This window comes from Paraburkholderia caribensis (assembly GCF_002902945.1).
GTDB classification, from domain to species: domain Bacteria; phylum Pseudomonadota; class Gammaproteobacteria; order Burkholderiales; family Burkholderiaceae; genus Paraburkholderia; species Paraburkholderia caribensis.
In genome coordinates this window covers 187125-204733 of sequence record NZ_CP026103.1, presented here as the reverse complement: position 1 = coordinate 204733, position 17609 = coordinate 187125, and the positions used below count along the sequence as shown (strand labels likewise).

The window sequence follows — 17609 nt, the reverse complement described above, 5'->3', positions numbered from 1 at the left end:
CTAGCAGAACCACCAGCTAAGCCGCAACGCACTCTCGAGTTCGCCACCCGCCGAAGATGTGGAAAGCATCGCCACCATCGCCAACGCCATGGCCATCAGGGCGACAATTGCATAGCCGGTCGGCGTGAGCGGACGTCCAGTAAATGCTGAGCGCAATACTGACCGTGCCAGTTCGAATCCAGCCTGGCGCAGTTTCTGGACCACGATATGCCGTAGCTTATGTAATGCACCAATGGGCCCCGACGTGTCGTTCGCCCCTTTGTTCGCAGCGAAATCCGTTGCGCCGTTGCGCATCGGTGCGTTCAGGCTATGCGCTCGTGCAGCGACGGCTGTCATTGGAGGGGCCCAGCGTTCACGTGACCATGCTGGCACGTGACGGACATCGAATGTCACCAGGCGTACTAGAGGCACAGCCCTGACCGATGTAAAAAAAGGAACAACGATGTTGGTGAAGAACATGACCCAACTCCCGCCAGGCCCGACAAGGTGTCAGGCAACGTGCAGAGTCCCGTAATGTCAATACGAGACGAACGTAACGAAAGGGGAGCGTGCAATTGAAAGACAGCCGAAACCACTGTCTTCGATGAAGCGCACTAACCCGACTCTGCGAGTTAGCGGCGTAGGCGTATTCCTGCAGCGGCTATCTCGCGGTTGTTTTGCCGGTGCATATAGGCATCGGACTTCCACTACCAGGACTCGTTTCCACTGGGGACTCCTTCAAGGCAACGGGGCGGATTGTATGCGGTGAAAAAGGTGGTTGGCAAGTTAAATTTCCGTGAAAAGCGACGCAGTGCGAAACAACTGACTTAACCTTTCGATCCGCTCTCGAACTGACCGTTTCGAAAGCTGTCGTTCACGTTCTACAAACTAATGGGAGATCCTCCGTGGAGTGTTTGCACATATGCTTGTCGCGCCTATAAACCGTTGCGGTTGATGTCGTCGAATTACCTTTTTGACGCGGTCAAGCATGCGCCTCGGTTCGTTCGAAGGGTCTCGTAATCGTGTCTCCGGACGAACCGGGCGCGGCCTTGACCGCCGCCTGATGTAACTGGTGCTCGAAGACCCTGGCATTCGCGTGACCTTCCTGCACGCTACCATGGCAGGCAAGTCGCTCTATGAAAAGCTCGGCTTCGTCCATTACCGGTATTCACGAGATTCACGACACTTCACCCCTCACCTGATCTGGTCGCGCGGTCAAGAGACGATACGCTCGCCCGATGCCGGCGGCGTCGCGGAGCGAACCACGATGCCTCGCTCGAAACACAGGAGACGCTCTGCCAAGCGCCGTGTTGTCCTCTCGAAAAATACTCTCCTTACGATGGCGAGCGGTCGCCCATCGGCTTATCATTCCGACAGGTCTCGAAAATTTCCGCGAGTTAACGAATTTCGTTTGCGGGCAGGAACCATTCTATGAATGATCCTTTCTGCCGCAGGCTTAGCGGGTAAGGTCCCAGCTCTGATCAATGGACACTCTATGCGCAGGATCGTGAGACTGCTCTTGCTTCTTCTGTATTTGACTGGATCCGTGCCGACCGCGCACGCGACCACAATCGGTGTCGTCCTACCGGGCTCATCGCTTCTTTTCTATCAGGTAATGCTCAGGGGAATACGACAGTCGGCTCACGATCAGCATGTTGATCTGTTGATCCGCAGCCCGTCCGATGGGGAGTCGCTCAATACGCCGAATATCCAGTTGCATATTATCGATTACCTGGTGACGCAGGGAGTCTCAGGTGTGCTACTGGCACCGGAACCCTTGCGGAGCGACACGCAGGTTTCCATCCCCGTTCCTGTGGTCCTTGTCGATCGGGCCAACACCGATTACGACAGCGTCTCGACCGTTTACACAGACAACTTCGGAGCAGGCGGAAAGGCTGCGCTCAGCTTGATACCGGTTTTGAAACGGGGAGCCAAGGTGGCAATGCTGCGGCTCGCGCCCAACGTAAGTTCGACCACCGCGCGGGAAAGTGGATTCTTGAGCGTCGCCCGGAGAGAGGGATGGAATGTGGTGATCGACACCTACGTCGGATATCGCCCCCACGACGCAGAGGTGCTGATCGCTGAGGCGATAAACGCCTACCCGGACCACCTGGACGCGATATTCGCGCCGGCTGAACCCATTGCCTATGGCGCTTTGCGGGTAATTGAAAACACGCCAACCGACCAGCGTCCACGCCTTGTGGTATTCGACTGGCGTCCGGAATTTCTGGACGGGCTCAAGCGAGGAATTGTACATGCCGCCATATTGCAGGACCCTTACCGCATGGGTTATCTAGCATTGGCGGCCTTGGCCCGGACACTACGGGGCCATCCCCCGCCCCGGGAAATATTCGTCGATGTGACCACCGTAACGCCGAAGAACATGAACGATCCGGCGATCCGTTCGCTGTTGGCGAACTACGCCAGGTGAGCGGCGTCAGGGACGCATTTTTCGTGACTGGTTCAATTCACAGTGGAATTTCAATGAGACGTCAATCGTCTTGATTGCACGCATCGTGTTCCGCTTCGGCTTCATTCAGATGATCGGCCAGTAGCGCATAGAAAATGCGGTCGTAAAGACGTTCGGATACATCCGCTGACATATTGCAATCGCAATACGTTCTTAAAGCATTCAGGCACGCCGCGCATGTGCAGCGCGCGCTGACGCGTCTACTCGACAATCAGTCCATGCCGGATCGCGTAACGGATCACCTCGGCGTTGTTGGCAAGGCCGAGCTTCTGCATCAGCCGCATCTTGTGCGTGCTGATCGTCTTCGCGCTGAGCGCGCATATGTCGGCGATCTCGTTGACAGTCCTGCCAGCGGCGAGCATCTGCAACACCTGAAATTCGCGGTCGGACAGTACTTCGTGTGGCAGCATGTCGCCGCGGTGCGTCTCGAACACCATCGCATCGACGAGCTTCGGATCGATGAAACGGCCGCCGTCCGCGAGTTTGCGGATCGCCGCGAGCAGCACATTGGGATCGCTGTCTTTCGTCAGATAGCCCGTCGCACCAGCACGAAGCGCGCGCGATGCGACCTGCGCCTCGTCGTGAATGCTCAGCACCAGCACGGGCAATGCAGGCTGCTCGGCACGCACGCGTCGAATCAGATCGACACCGCTTATACCCGGCATCGTCATGTCGAGCAACAGCAGATCGACCGCGCAACCGCGCAGCTTGTCGACGACTTCCGCGCCGTGCGCCGCTTCCGCCGCGACGATCATGTCGCTCGTGGTCGCGATGATCTGCCTGAGTCCGCCGCGCACGATCGCGTGATCGTCTGCAATGAGTATCCTGATCATGGTTTGAGTCCGCCATCGAGCGGAATGTGAATCGAAACTGTCGTGCCGGCGCCCGGCGCGCTGTCGATCGACAGCGTCGCGCCGATCAGCCGCGCGCGTTCATACATGCCGAGGAGCCCGTACGAATACTCGCGGCGCGCCGCGTCACGGTCGAAGCCCCGGCCATCGTCGCAGACGCACAGTTCTAGCGCGTCCGCCGTCGACACCAGCGACACATCGACACGCGCCGCCTCCGCATGCCTCGCCACATTGGTCAACGACGCCTGTACGATACGGAACACGGCCGTCGCGTGTGCGTCCGACAGCGCGGGCTCGCCGCCTTCGATGCGCAGTTCGCAGGGGATCGCGTTGCGCCGGTTGAATTCGTCGACGAGCCATTCGAGCGCCGACACGATTCCGAAGTTGAGCGCAGCGGGCCGCAAGTGGCTCGCCACGTTGCGCACCATCCAGATCGTGCCTTCGACCAGCTCGCGCATGTCGTCGGCTTTTTTTAGCGCTTCCGGGTCGTACGCGAGGCGCATTTTCAGCAGTGACACGTCCATCTTCAGTGCGGTCAGCAATTGGCCGAGTTCGTCGTGAATCTCCATCGCGATGCGCTTTCGCTCCTCTTCGCGGATCGCTTCCATGTACGCGGACAGCTGGCGCTGCTGCTCGCGCGATTCGACCAGCGCCTGCTCGACCTGCTTGCGGCCAGTGATGTCATTCAACCCGACATAGATGGCGGGCCAATCGTCATAGGTCGCGACGCGCGCCGTCGCCATTGCCCAGAACCGCGTGCCGTCGCGGCGCTGGAACAGGACCTCCGTATCGCGCAGACTGCCATGCGTTCTCAAATGCCCGATCAGCCGTTCGCGCTCCAGTGGGTGCGCGTAGAAGTCGGCGATGTTCGCGGCCACGCCCTCGCTTATGCCGAACAGCGCGCGCAGCGGCGCGTTCCCGTACAGGATGCGCCCATCCAACATCGACGTGATGCACAACGGCACCGGACTCGTTTCGACGATCGCGCGAAAGCGCGCTTCGCTCGCCTGCAGGTTGGCATTGGCACGCGCCAGTTCTTCCGTGCGCAACGCGACGCGCCGTTCGAGATCGTCGCGTACCTGTTCGAGCGCCGCTTCCGTCTCCTTGCGCACGGCGACTTCATCCAGCAGTTGCCGGTTCTGCGCAACGAGTTGCTTGTGCATCGCGCGCAGTTCGAGATGCACGCCGACGCGCGCGAGCATCTCGTCGACGCGCAGCGGCTTGGTCACGTAATCGACACCGCCCGAGGAAAACCCTTCGACGCGGTCTTCATGGCCCGTCAGCGAGGTCATGAAGATCACGGCGATATCGCGCGTGCGTTCGTCACGCTTGAGCCGCCGGCAGGTTTCGAAGCCGTCGATGCCGGGCATCTTCACGTCGAGCAGAATCAGATCGGGCTGCGCGAACGCCGCGCGTTCGAGCGCCTCCATACCGTCGAGCGCAACCAGCACGCGGATGCCGCGCGCCTCGAGACTGTCGACGACCACGCCGACATTGGCGGGCGTATCGTCGACGATCAGGATCGTGCCTGACGGCACGGCGGACGCAGCGACGTGGCTCATGATGCCGTGTTCCCTTCGAGATAGCGCTCCACCAGTTGCAGGATCGCCTTCGACTGCCAGGCACGCGCCAGTTGATGCAGCCGTGCCGCAAAGGCGGCGTGCGCCGGATCGATCGCCGCCATCCGCTCCGCCCATTGCACGATGCCGCTCATGTTGCCGTCGCGCGCAAGCTGATGCAGCTCGCTCATTGCGTCGGCGGGAATGTTGACGGGAAAGGTCGCCGGCATCGGCGCCCCGGCGGGCGGCTGGACAGCCTCGCGAATCCAGTCGATACCGAGCAGCGCCGCGATTCGCGCGAGCAGCACGTCGAAATCGAGCGGCTTGCTGATGAACGCGTTGGCGCCCGCTTCCAGACTCCTCGCGCCGTCCACGCCGCACGGCGACGCCGAGATCGCGATGATCGGCGTGCGCGCGAACGCGGGCATCGCGCGGAAGCGGCGCGTCACAGTCAGACCGTCGATGCCGGGCATCACGATGTCCGTGAGTATCAGATCGGGAGATTCCGTTTGCGCAAGCGCGATGCCATCGGCGCCGCTCGCGGACTCCACGGTGTCGAAGCCGATCCGCGTCAGCAGCTCGACGATGACCGCGCGGTTGATCTGCACGTCGTCGATCACCAGCACCTTGCGGCGCGGACCTTGGTAACCTGTGATGATCGCGGCGCCGCTCGTCACGTGGAGAATGCGCGGTTCCACGAGCGCGGGCGGCAGTTCGAACCAGAACACGCTGCCACGCCCGACTTCGCTCTCGACCTTCACCTCGCCGCCCATCGCGCGCACGAACTGGCGGCTGATCGCGAGGCCAAGCCCCGTGCCGCCCGCGCGGCGTTCGGCGCCGCCTGCCTGTTCGAACGGCATGAAGATCTTCTCGTGGTACTCGGCGGCGATGCCGATGCCCGTGTCGTGCACCTCGAAGCGGGCCGCGCCGCTCTCCGCGCGCCCGATGAACAGGCGCACGCTGCCTTCATCGGTGAACTTCACCGCGTTCGACAACAGATTGAGCAGCACCTGGCGCAAGCGATGCTCGTCGGCTCGCACGCCGCCCGGCGCATCGGCCGCAACCGTGCATTCGAACGCGAGCTTGCGCTGTTCGGCCTTCACGCCGATGATCTCGCGAATCGTATCGACGAGGCCCGCCAGCGGCACGTCGCAAATCTCGATGCGCAGCTTGCCCGCTTCGACCTTCGCGAAATCGAGCGTCTCGTCGATCAGCGCGAGCAGGTGCTCGCCGCTCTGCTGGATCACGGCGACGCCGTCGCGCTGACGCAGGCTGAGCGTGCTGTCGCGCCGGAGAATCTGCGCATAGCCGAGAATGCCGTTGAGCGGCGTGCGCAATTCGTGGCTCAGGTTCGCGAGGAACTCGCCTTTCGCGCGATTGGCCGCTTCCGCCATGTGCCGCGCTTCGCGCTCGACGGCTGCTTCGCGTTCGTCGAGATACGCGCGATGCAGCCGCATCGCCATTGCGTTGAACGCCGACACCACGCGGTCGAGCTCGTCCGGCTCGCGCGGCGGCTTGCGTTGCAGAACGAACGGCGACGGCGGCTCGTGGAAATCGTAGTCGCTGACGCTGCGTGCGATCGCCGCGAGGTGCCGCGTGAGCAGCCGCCACAGAATGTAAAACGTGAACAGCGCGACGAGAAACGTATTCGCGCCCTGGCTCACCAGTATCACGAGCGCCGTGCGCGTCAGATCGTGATAGAGGTTAGCGAGCGTCGCCTCGACATACAGCATGCCGATCTGCTCGATCTTGTCCTGCACGCGGTACACGATCGGGAACTCGCGGGCGACTCGCATGCCGGAGATGCGCTCGCGCTCGCCCACGCTCACCACGATCGACGAATTCACGGGCGGCAGCTCGCGCACTTCGGCGGCGCGGATATCGCGCAGGCGCAGCATGCCTTCGAGTTTGAGTTGCAACTGCCGCTGGTCGAGGCGCCACAGCGCCTCGCCAAGACTGTCGCGATAGCTGCGGTCGATATCGACGAGAGAGTTCTGGATCTGCTCGAAGCCGCGCTGGTAGTCGCGGAACAGCTGCACCGCGGTCAGAATCAACGTGATCGCGCAGCTGAAGGCGAGCACCGTCCCGAGCAGCCGCAGCACCACGCTGCGCCGCACATAACGGAGCCCGCTCCACCATGCGTCGAACCTGTCGAGACCCATATCACCCCGTGAGTGCCGCCGTTCTGGTTGTCCTGTTCTGCACTCGATGCCAAAGACCGCTTCTACCGCGCCCACACTGGGTTTCAAACGTCCGGTCTTTACCCTATCGTTTCCGGCACGTCGCCTGGCACCGTCAGCCTGAGCGTGAGCGCCGGCCGCCCGACCCGCCCAGACGCCGCAGCGCGCCGGGCGTGGTGTCGATCATCGGCGAGCAAGGCATCAGAAACGCAAGCGCGGTAATGTTGCGCTTGTCGCACCACGTATCGAACAGTCGCAGACAGTGCGAGTTGGCGCGCTCGACGATGTTTTCACGCTCGGACGAAAAGTCATACATGACGTGTCGGCTCGGGAGTGAGTATCGATGGCTCATGATGCACGCGCCGATTTTCTATTGCAGTCAGCGCAGGCTGGAAAATCCACGTGCGACATCCTGATTCACGTGTCCGGAAATCCTTAAGCGGGTGCGCACGTCCCAGCCGGCTGGCGATGCGTGAAAACCCCTGTATGTCGCTGCTAGACGCGCCTTCGTCCAGGGAAATCCTGACGTTTCGAACGCGGACGCCATACCGCCTCGACGGACACTTGACGTTGTCGGTTCGAAGCAGACTTCAAACGAACCGCATTTCATGGACCGCCCTATTCCATCGGCGCAACTCTTCCAACGCATGCGCTCCCGGCGAAACGTTAAAGTTTTCTTCTCAGATTCCGATATCTGTACCAGATAGTTAATTTTCCTGCCCCTGCGCCAGGTGCGCCCCGACAAAATGAAAGTCTCGACCAAGCTCCTTGCCCTTGTCAGCGCCGCGCTGGCGGGCGTCATCTGTGTCGCTGCAATTGCCCTTTCGCAACTTGACCACGCGCTCATCGATAGCCGGAAAGCGCAGATCAGCACACTGCTAACGAAGGCCGAGCATCTGGTCCTGTACTACCAATCGCTGGAGACGAGCGGCAAGATGACTCGCGCTGACGCGCAAGCTGCCGCGAAAACAGCGTTAAGCCAGCTCAACGCAGATACCAAAAGCTATTACTGGGTGACCGACACCGACAGCATCAATCTGGTCCATCCAAACCCGCGCCTGATCGGCACCAAGACGGGCGGCAACAAAACGAGGGACGGCAATCTGACCGATACCCAAGCATATAAGCAAGGCCTGGCGAGTAACCACATTGCGCTCGTCGATGTGCTGATCAAACGCACCCAAGATGGTCCGCTCGAGGCGAAACTGCAAGGAGTGGTCGACATCCCGGCATGGGGATGGTGGATCGGCACGGGATTTTTCTATGACGACATCGACGCAGCCTACTGGAAGCTTGCGAAGACATTGATAGGCATCTCTCTCGTCATCCTGGTCTCCGTTGGGACGATGGCGTGGTCTATGACGCGAGGTGTCTATCGGGCACTCGGCGGCGAACCGTCGGATGCTGCGGCGTTCGCAGCGCAGATTGCCGCGGGGAACCTCGCATCGGAAATCAGGCTCGCACCGTCGGATCGTTCAAGTCTGCTCTATGCGTTGGCTGAAATGCGCCTGAAACTCAGCGATATGGTGCGAGACATTCAGCGTTCGAGCGATTCCATTGCAACAGGTTCGGGTGAAATCGCGCAAGGCAACACTGACTTGTCGCAACGCACCGAAGAGCAGGCGGCATCATTGGAAGAAACTGCTGCGAGCATGGAGCAGCTGACGGCCACCGTAAAGCAGAATGCCGACAATGCAAGGCAGGCAAGCGAACTGGCCGTCCTCGCGTCTGACGCGACCAGGCGCGGCGGGCAGGCGGTTGATGAAGTTATCGGCACCATGCACGAGATGGCGGAGCAATCGCGCAAGATCGGCGAGATCATCGGCGTAATCGAAGGTATCGCGTTCCAGACGAACATTCTTGCATTGAACGCGGCCGTTGAAGCCGCGCGTGCGGGCGAGGACGGACGCGGTTTCGCCGTCGTCGCCGGCGAAGTGCGCACGCTGGCGCAACGCAGCGCGTCAGCAGCCAAGGATATCAAGGAACTCATCGGCTCATCGGTGTCACGCGTGGCCGATGGTACGAGCCAGGTCGCGATCGCAGGAGAACGCATGAGCGAGATCGTGCAATCCATCAAGCGTGTCAGCGGCATCATGGGAGAGATTGCAGCCGCGTCCGTCGAGCAGAGCACAGGTATCGAGCAGGTGAATCGCGCTGTTTCACAAATGGACGAAGTGACCCAGCAGAACGCTGCACTCGTCGAAGAGGCCGCTGCGGCCGCTGCGTCGCTCGACGAACAAGCCGCCAGGTTGCGGGCCACCGTGGGAATTTTCCGGCTTTACGAGGACTTAACACAATGATTGTTGAAGCTGTCGCCAGCATATGACGCAGCAGGCCAGGTTCAGGAATGCTTCGTGAAGTCTGGAGGCGTTGTTCGGTGGACTCGTGGCAGGTGAGCCATGCAACCTGCGCAGGCCACGTTTATATCCACCACTGCTATTCGATCATAGGCTGCCGTACTGGGCACGCGTGTAGCAAACACAAGAAGCCGCGCCCGGCAAAATCTCATCGCCCCGTGGTTAATCACCGGAGAACGCGGTCCCGGTCATGAAAGTGTTGCATCCAGTGCGGAAACGGCACCGGCGTCGCAGAGACCTTATCGAGGCGCATGAGCTGTTCAGAGGTCAGCAGAAGGTTTTGCGCATCGAGATTTGCCGCGAGCTGCTCGGGCGTGCGAGCTCCGATGATGACTGAAGTAATCTGCGCGCGCGCAAGTAACCAGGCCAGTGCGACTTGCGCCGGCATAGTGGCCAGTTCACTGGCCACTTCACGCAATACCTCGAGGATAGGCTCGGCCCTGACTGCATCAACGGGCGGAAAGTCGAGTTTCGTACGGCGCCCGGCCGTACCGCCCGCCTGAGCGTACTTGCCGCTCAGGTAACCGCCTGCGAGCGGACTCCAGACCAGCAGGCCCAGCTTGTTTGTCGTTGCGACGGGCATGATTTCGTGCTCGATGTCGCGACTCGTCAGCGAGTAGTGAACCTGATTGCTCGCAAGAGGTATGCGATCTGTGCGGATCGTTATGCCGAACGCTCGCTCAATATCGGCAGCGCTGAAATTGCATGCGCCAATGTGGCGTACCTTGCCCTGTGTGACCAGGTCGTCGAGAACACGAAGCGTTTCATCGAGCGGCACAAGTGCGTCGCGATCATGCAGTTGGAACAGGTCGATGTGATCCCGGCCGATTCTCTTCAGACTTGTCTCCACCGTGCGCATGATATGCGAGCGGCCCAACCCCACGTCGTTATGGCCGGAGCCGGTGCGTAGCCGGACCTTGGTCGCGACGAGCATCCGGCTTTCATCGAGGCGCAGCGCGCTTAGCACCTGCCCCACGACTTCTTCGGAGCCGCCCTGCGAGTATGCGTCCGCCGTATCGATCAGGTTGACGCCGCGCTCCACGGCCATCGCGACGAGCCGGGTGGCTTGACCGCTGTCCAGCCCGGCAATGTCGCCCCAGATGCCCGAGCCGGCACCGAATGTCATTGCGCCCAGACTCAGCCGTGAGACGCGCAGGCCGGTTCTACCTAGTGTGCTGTATTCCATCGCGTGTTCCTTGTGCGTGCGGCAACATGATGCAATGGCCGGGCGAAGCGCAGTTGCCCCGCGTCGGCCGACAGGTCCCGTTCAGACGGAACGTGACACAAGCTCGCCCAGAACCGTATCGAGTTCGACATCACCGCGGGCTATGTCATCAAGATGCGTTTCGAAATCGATCCAACCTTCGTTGAATCCGTCCAGCATGCGCATCCGTGGCAGCGGATATTTCATGCCCTGTGAGCGGAACAGCGCTTCCCAAGTCTGCCTGTCCACAACCTCGGCGCGGACAGGGCGATCGAGCACGCGAGCGAAAGCGGAGGCGAGATCGTTGGGCGACACACGGCGCGGGCCTTCGAGCTCGACAATGCGTACGCCGCTCCACGTCTGCTGAAGAAGCTCGGCCGCAACTCGCCCGACGTCTGCTGTAGCGACCATCGGTACGGGCTTGTCGAGCGGCTGCAGGTAACTCGCGATAACACCGTCGTCACGCGCGGACGCGACGTCCCATGCCGCGTTCTCCATGAACCAGCCCGGCCGCAGGAATGTCACGGGCATTGGCATCTCGCGCAACGCCTGCTCCATCAACGTGCGCTGCGTGAGCAGATTGCTTTCCTGCGCCTGGGCACCGATCGTCGACAGGCAAACCACTTTTTCGGGCCTTGCTTTCACAAGCGCCGTCGACACGGCGTCGATCACCGCCCGCGCCTCGGGAAATCCAGGCTCCGGATCGAACTCGGAAGGAGGCAGGACGAAAACACCCGTTGCGCCTTCGAACGCGGCGGTGAGCGACGCAGCGTCTTCCATGCGAGCCGTCGCGAGTTCGCAGCCGCGCTCTGCCCAGAGGCCTGCTCGTGTGATGTCGCGCACAACGGCACGCACCGGTTGACCTGCCGCGAGAAGCTGGCGGGCCACTGCGCCGCCTACCTTGCCCGTGATTCCTGTAATCGCAAACATTGTTCATTCTCCTTGCATGAGTAAATAAAGCGTGCCGCGCCGAAGCAGCGGCCGCCAGGCGCTCAAGCGCGCTGCAGACCGTCGTAAAAAGCCCGTTCGAATTGCCCGTAGAGATTCACCACGCGGGCATCGTAGAAAGGCAGCATCTGCGTAAAAAGCGATCCGGCGACGCGCTTGACGGGATCCACCCAGAAGTACGTGTTCAGCAGCCCGGCCCAGCTCACGCTGCCCGCACTGCGTCCATGGGGTCCGGGCTGTGTATTGATGTCAAACGACAATCCCCACTTGTGTGCCGCGCCCGGAAACTGATCGAAGCTGTTCGACCACGACGGTTGCGCCGTCTGCATTTCGGTAACCTGCAGATCACCGATGTGGTTACGGAACATCATCGCGACCGTGTCGGCACGCAGCACGCGCTCGCCGCGATACGTGCCGCTGTTCAACAGCATCTGGAGGAACGCCATGTAGTCGCGCGGCGTACTGAACAGTCCACCACCGCCCATGAAGAACTCAGGTCGCTGGTTGATCTCGAACGGCTCGATCGCCAGCGACCCATCTCCCTGACGCCTGTGCATGGCGGCGACGCGCTGTTTCTGTGCGCTGCCGATCAGGAAGCCCGTGTTGCGCATCCCCAGCGGTTCGAAGATGTGCTCGCGGAAGTAGACCTCCAGCGACTGGTCCGTCACCGCTTCGACCAGCTTGCCGATCCAGTCCATGCCGATGCCGTACTCCCAGCGTTCACCGGGCTCGAATTCGAGCGGCGCCGCGAATGCGCCGTTCATCGAGTAGCCGATGTCCGGCATGCCCGTCGCCTTCTCGTACTGGCCAAGCCTGTCGCTCCAGATGCTGTATGTGAAACCAGACGTATGGGTCAGCAGATGACGCACCGTGATCGCGTTACGCGCCGGGCGCAGCTTCGGCTGCCCTGAAGCGTCGAATCCGTCGAGAATCCGGGGGGCCTTCAACTGCGGGAGGAACTCGCCCGCCGGCTGATCCAGTCGTAACCTGCCCTGTTCGACGAGTTGCATGCACGCGGTGGCTGTAATGGCCTTGGTCATCGACAGGAGCCAGAAGATCGTGTCAGGGCCGATGGCCTCCCGACCATGAACATTCGTCCGGCCGCGCGCGCCCTCGTACACGAGCCCGCGTTCCGTTGCACCCATGGCGACAACACCCGCTACCGTGCCGTCGTCGACCGCCCCTTGCAGGCATTGATCGATTGGCGTGTAGGCGGGGTGATGGATCAGCGCCGCGTCTCCCGTCGAACGGAGCGGCGCGGCCTGTGCATTTCGGCTTGCGAACCCGCCAAGCGTCGCGACGGCTAGCAGGCTCGAAGCGCTCTTCAGAAGGTGACGACGATTCAGTCCGGCAGTCATTTCCTGTTCCTCTGCGAATGGATGATGTTTCCGTGAGGTGCATTCTGCGGAAATGCCGCTCAAAACCAAATGACACGGATGACATTAGATAAGTGACACTTAGTCACTAATGAGGCATGATTGAATTCTGCATGCGGCATGGCCGTCCGGTGCGAAGACGCTGTGCTGTTGTTAAGCCGATCGCTTGCGATCCACCACCCGTACTACACGCGACCATGAAATCCAGTAGCGAGAAGCTGTCCGGCGGCATTAGCGTGTTCGCTGCGGTAGTCGATGCAGGGACGTTTGCCGCCGCTTCGGAAGTGTTAGAAATGTCACCGCCAGGCGTCAGCCGGGCGATTGCGAGGCTGGAAAAGAAATTGAAGATCCGGCTCTTCAACCGGACGACACGCTCCGTCTCCCTGACCGAAGAAGGCCGCCGATTTTACGAGCAGGTCATGCCCCACCTCGCAGGGCTGGAGGAAGCCGCCGCTGCCGCGGCAGGTGGCGCGTCGGCTGTGCGCGGAAAGCTGAGAGTCAATCTCGATCCCGTTTTCTACCGGACCATTCTCGGACAACGGCTCGATGCGTTCATGGACGCGCACCCCGAACTCGAAATCGAGTTCATTGCGCGAGACAGTCTGGGCGACCTCGTCATGGACGGCTTCGACCTCGCGCTGCGATTCGGCGAGCCCAGGGCATCCACCCTGGTCGCGCGAAAACTGCTCGATAGCGGCATTGTGACGGTCGCGGCGCCGTCGTATATCGCCCGCTGGGGACGCCCGGCCAAACCGGAAGAACTTGAAAGCGGAATCCACAGATGTCTTGAATTTCGTAACCCGGAGACGGGCAAGCCGTTCCGCTGGGAATTCCATCGCAAGCGCAAACGCATTCTGGTCGACACCCGAGGTCGCCTCACGGTCAACGATCCCGGCGCGCTCCTGAATGCATGCCTCGCCGGCTCTGGGATTGCACAGATGCTGCTGCTTGGTGCCGAGCATCTGATTGCCGAGGGTCGGTTGGTCAATCTGTTTCCCGAATGGACAGACGAGCGGTATCCCTTTTACGCCTACTACCCGTCGCGGCACCACATGCCGGCAAAGACGAGGGCTTTTCTGGATTTTGTTATCGAGTTGACGGGCAATAACGGGGCCGTCGGCGCGAGTTAGGGCTGCTGCGGTGAGTTGGGGAGGCTGACAGTCTCACGCTCTAGTTGCCCTGCACTCACCAGAAATCATTCCACCGAAGCCAGCACGACCTGCGAGATATCGGCATCTCCGAGGCCTTCATTCACGGCACGCGTCAACCAGTCGCGGACACGACTCGCTATGGGCAGCACGATTGCGCACTCCGTCGCAAACTCGTTGATGGCATTGAGATCCTTGAGCATGGTGCGTATCGAACCCGTGGGTTGCTGCGGTGGCACGACCATACGCGGCTGCAATGTTTGCAAAAGGACCGAATCCGCCCAGCCTCCCGCAAGCGCAGCGGGAATACGAGCCGTGTCGATGCCGCCATGCTGCGCGAGCAGCGTGCCCTCTGCGATCGCTGCGATCGTGGTCATTACGATGATCTGGTTCACGAGCTTCGTTGCCTGGCCTGCACCGCTCTCCCCCATGCGCGTGACTCGCGCGGCGAATGCGCCAAGCACGCTTTCGATTGCAGCGATACGTTCCGCTTCGCCGCCAGCCATGATGGCAAGCGTCCCAGCCGCTGCGCCTGCAACCCCGCCCGATACGGGCGCATCGATCCACGCACCGTCCGTTATTGCCGACTGCCAGCGATTCGCCAGCGAGCGCGCGTGGGAAACCGAAAGCGTCGAATGATCGACGACGGTCAGTCCCGCGACGTGAAGCACGCCTGAGGCAAGACCATCCGTGCCGAATGCGACATCCTCGACGGCATTGCCATCGGCGAGACATAGCAGGACGATGTCGGATCGCGCGGCAACGTCCCGCGGTGTCTCGCAAGCGACACACAATGCCGTCGCAGTTTCCTTTTCGAACGCCTTCGACTTGTCATGTGAACGATTCCAGACCGCTACACGATGCCCCGCTGCTACGAGACGCTGCGCCATCGGCCAGCCCATCTTCCCGAGTCCGCAAAAGCCGACCCGCATCGATCCATCCGGCGCACTCATGCTTCGTCTCCGTGTGTGGGCGCATCGTACGGCCATTCGAGCGCGCCCGAATGCGTGACCGCGCCAAGATTCGCGGGTCGCACCAGCGCCTCGTATTTTTCGAGCACACCCGCCAGCCGGCGTGGTGCGCGCGGTGCCAACGCCGCGCGACGACGCACGAGTTCGTCCTCGTCTACCTGAACGTCGAGCGTGCGCGCTATCGCGTCGATGACAATCCGGTCGCCATCGCGCAGCAACGCAATCGGTCCACCCATAGCAGCTTCCGGACCGACATATCCGATACACATGCCGCGCGTGGCGCCAGAGAAGCGTCCGTCCGTGAGCAACGCGACCCTTTCGCCCATACCCTGCCCGTAAATCGCCGCCGTCACACTCAGCATCTCGCGCATGCCCGGACCGCCCTTCGGTCCTTCATTCCGGATCACGAGCACGTCACCTTCGTTGTAGCTGCGCGCAGCGACTAGGGCCATACAGTCCTCTTCGCATTCGAAAATGCGCGCCGTCCCTTCGAAACGCAGCGACTTCAGGCCCGCGACTTTCAGGCACGCGCCGTCGGGCGCGAGATTACCGCGCAAGATCACAAGTCCGCCGTTTTCTCCAAGGGGCGTATCGCAAGCGCGCACCACTTCGCCGTCCGGATCGGCTGCATCGACGAGCACCTCTTCGAGTGTGCGGCCATCAAGGGTCAGCACGTCGCCGTGCAGATGCCCGCCTTTGAGCAGTGCCTTCAGCACGACAGGCACGCCGCCCGCATGGTGCAGGTCTTGCGCGAGATATCGTCCGCCCGGTTGCAGATCGCCGATCAACGGGATGCGGGCAAACACGCGTTCCACATCGTCGAGTGTGAAACGGATACCCGCCTCGTGCGCGATCGCCGGGATATGCAATGCGGCGTTGGTCGAGCCTCCCGTCGCTGCGACGGCGGCGCACGCGTTTTCCAGGCTCTTCATCGTGACGAGATCGCGCGGCAGCGGGCCGCCATGCATCAGCGTGCGCATCACCGTTTCACCGGCGCGTCGTGCAATCGCAATGCGTTCGCTGTAGACGGCAGGCACCATCGCTGAACCGGGCGGCGCGAGACCGAGCGTCTCGGCGACCATCGCCATGGTGTTCGCGGTGAACTGTCCCGGACACGAGCCGGCAGTCGGCGTACAGCGTTTTTCGATTGCATCGAGTTGCGCTCGCGTGATGTCGCCGCGTTGCGCCGTGCCGACCGCTTCGATTGCCGTCAGGATCGTCGCCTGACGGCGCAGTCCGTGACCCGTGCCGCCAGGAAGCTGGCCAGGCGCAGTGCCGGGCAGCATCGCCCCGCCGAACAGGAACACGCCCGGCACATTCACGCGAACCATGCCCATCAGGATGCCGGGCAACGTCTTGTCGCATCCCGCTACACCGACCAGCGCATCGTAGCCGTGCGCGCGCACGAACAGTTCTACGCTGTCGGCTACGACCTCGCGCGATACGAGGCTCATGCGCATACCCTGATGATTCATCGACGTGCCGTCTGATACGGAAATCGCCGAGCCGCGGATCGGTACGCCACCGCCCGCAGCGACGCCGAGCCGGGCATTGTCAGACACCGCGTTGAGCGACATCGAACAGGGTGTGTTCTCGCCGAATGTATCGACGATTGCGACGAAGGGCTTTTGCATCGATTCGTCGTCGAGACCGGTCGCGCGCAGAAATGCGCGATGCGGCGCGCGCGTTACGCCCTCGGTGACCATGCGTGAACGGTGTTTGCCGAGCGGCTTCTTGCTCTGAAAGTGGGACATGTCGGTGGTTTCAGTGAGTTCAGCCGTTATTGAGCAACAGGCCGTTTTCGGCGGCGATGACTTGCCCCGTTATCGAGGGCGCGGTGCACAGGAACCACGCAATGTCGGCGATCTCGCCGGGAAGCGACACGCGCTTGAGCGGCGCGTTCGTCGTCATGCGGTCGATCACGGCGGCGTAGCGCGACGCGTCGAGCGCGCGGAACAGCAGGCCGTCATCGACCATGCCGGGTGCAATTGCATTGACGCGCACGTGCGGCGAGAGAGAACGTGCGAGCGACAGCGTCATCGTATTGACCGCGCCTTTGGACGCCGCATACGCAAGCGACGAACCCGTTCCATTCAGCGCCGCCAGCGACGAAATGTTGATGACGCTCGTGCTGCGTGACTGCGTTGCGCTTTCTCGCAGCAACGGGGCAGCCGCACGCGTCATCTGATACAGGCCGATTGTGTTCACGCGATACACGCGCTCGAATTCATTGGCGTCGAGCTGGTCGAATGCGTCGTGCGTGATTACCTTCGTTGTTCCCGCGCAGTTCACTAGTGCATCGAGTCGGCCGAAGCGCCTCGTCACGCTCGCGACGGCCGCGCGGCAATCCGCGTCGCTGCCGACGTCGGCGTCGAATATCAGCGTGTCGCTGCCCGCATCGCGGCAGGCGGCCGCCACAGTCTCCGCACTTTCTCGGGTGGAAGCATCGAAGTTGCCGATTGCGACTACATATCCCGCACGCGCGAAGCGCAACGCCGTCGCTGCGCCAATCCCGCTTGCCGCGCCCGTGATCATGCACACAGGCCGAGTTTCTGGTTTCATCGAA

The 17609-nt window shown here is 61.7% G+C and carries 14 protein-coding genes; 3 read left to right on the top strand and 11 right to left on the bottom strand.

Annotated features, from left to right (window positions below; translation table 11 throughout):
* Positions 1-459, bottom strand: coding sequence for a hypothetical protein (locus C2L66_RS40895; protein WP_148654654.1), 459 nt, complete (start codon positions 457-459; stop codon positions 1-3).
* A 1015-nt stretch (positions 460-1474) separates the two neighbouring features.
* On the opposite strand from C2L66_RS40895, the gene C2L66_RS30430 reads away from it, so the two are divergent.
* A complete protein-coding gene (locus C2L66_RS30430; RefSeq protein ID WP_060610691.1) occupies positions 1475-2410 on the top strand; it encodes a substrate-binding domain-containing protein in 936 nt (311 codons plus the stop codon).
* A 239-nt stretch (positions 2411-2649) separates the two neighbouring features.
* On the opposite strand, the gene C2L66_RS30425 is transcribed toward C2L66_RS30430, so the two are convergent.
* From C2L66_RS30425 to C2L66_RS30410, 4 genes are all read right to left on the bottom strand, one after another.
* Positions 2650-3282, bottom strand: coding sequence for a response regulator (locus C2L66_RS30425; RefSeq protein WP_054931546.1), 633 nt, complete (start codon positions 3280-3282; stop codon positions 2650-2652).
* Positions 3279-4862: a hybrid sensor histidine kinase/response regulator gene (locus tag C2L66_RS30420; RefSeq protein WP_060609873.1), complete on the bottom strand. Its 1584-nt coding sequence runs from the start codon at positions 4860-4862 to the stop codon at positions 3279-3281. The genes C2L66_RS30425 and C2L66_RS30420 overlap by 4 nt, the downstream gene beginning before the upstream one ends.
* Entirely contained in the window at positions 4859-7021 is a 2163-nt protein-coding gene (locus C2L66_RS30415; RefSeq protein ID WP_060609869.1) for a hybrid sensor histidine kinase/response regulator, read from the bottom strand. The genes C2L66_RS30420 and C2L66_RS30415 overlap by 4 nt, the downstream gene beginning before the upstream one ends.
* 133 nt (positions 7022-7154) lie before the next feature.
* Complete coding sequence (locus C2L66_RS30410) at positions 7155-7355, bottom strand: hypothetical protein (protein ID WP_054931540.1); 201 nt, start codon at positions 7353-7355, stop codon at positions 7155-7157.
* Between the two features lie 430 nt (positions 7356-7785).
* Here C2L66_RS30410 and C2L66_RS30405 point away from each other — a divergent pair, with 430 nt between their 5' ends.
* Positions 7786-9339: a methyl-accepting chemotaxis protein gene (locus C2L66_RS30405; protein ID WP_060609866.1), complete on the top strand. Its 1554-nt coding sequence runs from the start codon at positions 7786-7788 to the stop codon at positions 9337-9339.
* A gap of 223 nt (positions 9340-9562) precedes the next feature.
* Here C2L66_RS30405 and C2L66_RS30400 read toward each other — a convergent pair whose 3' ends face one another.
* The 3 genes from C2L66_RS30400 to C2L66_RS30390 form a co-directional block, all read right to left on the bottom strand.
* Entirely contained in the window at positions 9563-10582 is a 1020-nt protein-coding gene (locus C2L66_RS30400) for an aldo/keto reductase (RefSeq protein ID WP_060609862.1), read from the bottom strand.
* An 81-nt stretch (positions 10583-10663) separates the two neighbouring features.
* On the bottom strand, positions 10664-11530 hold the full coding sequence (locus C2L66_RS30395) for an NmrA family NAD(P)-binding protein (protein WP_054931537.1): 867 nt from the start codon (positions 11528-11530) through the stop codon (positions 10664-10666).
* Positions 11531-11592: 62 nt separating this feature from the next.
* Positions 11593-12906, bottom strand: coding sequence for a serine hydrolase domain-containing protein (locus tag C2L66_RS30390; RefSeq protein WP_060609854.1), 1314 nt, complete (start codon positions 12904-12906; stop codon positions 11593-11595).
* A gap of 215 nt (positions 12907-13121) precedes the next feature.
* Here C2L66_RS30390 and C2L66_RS30385 point away from each other — a divergent pair, with 215 nt between their 5' ends.
* Positions 13122-14054, top strand: a complete 933-nt coding sequence (locus C2L66_RS30385; RefSeq protein WP_060609851.1) for a LysR family transcriptional regulator — start codon at positions 13122-13124, stop codon at positions 14052-14054.
* A gap of 65 nt (positions 14055-14119) precedes the next feature.
* On the opposite strand, the gene C2L66_RS30380 is transcribed toward C2L66_RS30385, so the two are convergent.
* From C2L66_RS30380 to C2L66_RS30370, 3 genes are read right to left on the bottom strand one after another with little or no spacing between them, the layout of a single operon-like run.
* Entirely contained in the window at positions 14120-15025 is a 906-nt protein-coding gene (locus C2L66_RS30380; RefSeq protein ID WP_060609848.1) for an NAD(P)-dependent oxidoreductase, read from the bottom strand.
* Positions 15022-16797 carry a dihydroxy-acid dehydratase gene (gene ilvD / locus C2L66_RS30375; protein WP_060609845.1) on the bottom strand — a complete coding sequence of 592 codons (1776 nt, stop codon included), beginning with the start codon at positions 16795-16797 and terminating at the stop codon, positions 15022-15024. The genes C2L66_RS30380 and ilvD overlap by 4 nt, the downstream gene beginning before the upstream one ends.
* A 19-nt stretch (positions 16798-16816) precedes the next feature.
* On the bottom strand, positions 16817-17605 hold the full coding sequence (locus C2L66_RS30370; protein WP_060610689.1) for an SDR family NAD(P)-dependent oxidoreductase: 789 nt from the start codon (positions 17603-17605) through the stop codon (positions 16817-16819).
* Positions 17606-17609 lie beyond the last annotated feature (4 nt).

Excerpts from the sequence above, each read along its gene's own strand:
- C2L66_RS30380 (WP_060609848.1), bottom strand. The coding sequence starts at position 15,025 with ATGAGTGCGCCGGATGGATCGATGCGGGTCGGCTTTTGCGGACTCGGG.
- C2L66_RS30395 (WP_054931537.1), bottom strand. The coding sequence starts at position 11,530 with ATGTTTGCGATTACAGGAATCACGGGCAAGGTAGGCGGCGCAGTGGCC.
- C2L66_RS30415 (WP_060609869.1), bottom strand. The coding sequence starts at position 7,021 with ATGGGTCTCGACAGGTTCGACGCATGGTGGAGCGGGCTCCGTTATGTG.
- C2L66_RS30425 (WP_054931546.1), bottom strand. The coding sequence starts at position 3,282 with ATGATCAGGATACTCATTGCAGACGATCACGCGATCGTGCGCGGCGGA.
- C2L66_RS30430 (WP_060610691.1), top strand. The coding sequence starts at position 1,475 with ATGCGCAGGATCGTGAGACTGCTCTTGCTTCTTCTGTATTTGACTGGA.
- C2L66_RS30420 (WP_060609873.1), bottom strand. The coding sequence starts at position 4,862 with ATGAGCCACGTCGCTGCGTCCGCCGTGCCGTCAGGCACGATCCTGATC.
- C2L66_RS30400 (WP_060609862.1), bottom strand. The coding sequence starts at position 10,582 with ATGGAATACAGCACACTAGGTAGAACCGGCCTGCGCGTCTCACGGCTG.
- C2L66_RS30390 (WP_060609854.1), bottom strand. The coding sequence starts at position 12,906 with ATGACTGCCGGACTGAATCGTCGTCACCTTCTGAAGAGCGCTTCGAGC.
- C2L66_RS40895 (WP_148654654.1), bottom strand. The coding sequence starts at position 459 with ATGTTCTTCACCAACATCGTTGTTCCTTTTTTTACATCGGTCAGGGCT.
- C2L66_RS30370 (WP_060610689.1), bottom strand. The coding sequence starts at position 17,605 with ATGAAACCAGAAACTCGGCCTGTGTGCATGATCACGGGCGCGGCAAGC.
- ilvD (WP_060609845.1), bottom strand. The coding sequence starts at position 16,797 with ATGTCCCACTTTCAGAGCAAGAAGCCGCTCGGCAAACACCGTTCACGC.
- C2L66_RS30405 (WP_060609866.1), top strand. The coding sequence starts at position 7,786 with ATGAAAGTCTCGACCAAGCTCCTTGCCCTTGTCAGCGCCGCGCTGGCG.
- C2L66_RS30385 (WP_060609851.1), top strand. The coding sequence starts at position 13,122 with ATGAAATCCAGTAGCGAGAAGCTGTCCGGCGGCATTAGCGTGTTCGCT.
- C2L66_RS30410 (WP_054931540.1), bottom strand. The coding sequence starts at position 7,355 with ATGTATGACTTTTCGTCCGAGCGTGAAAACATCGTCGAGCGCGCCAAC.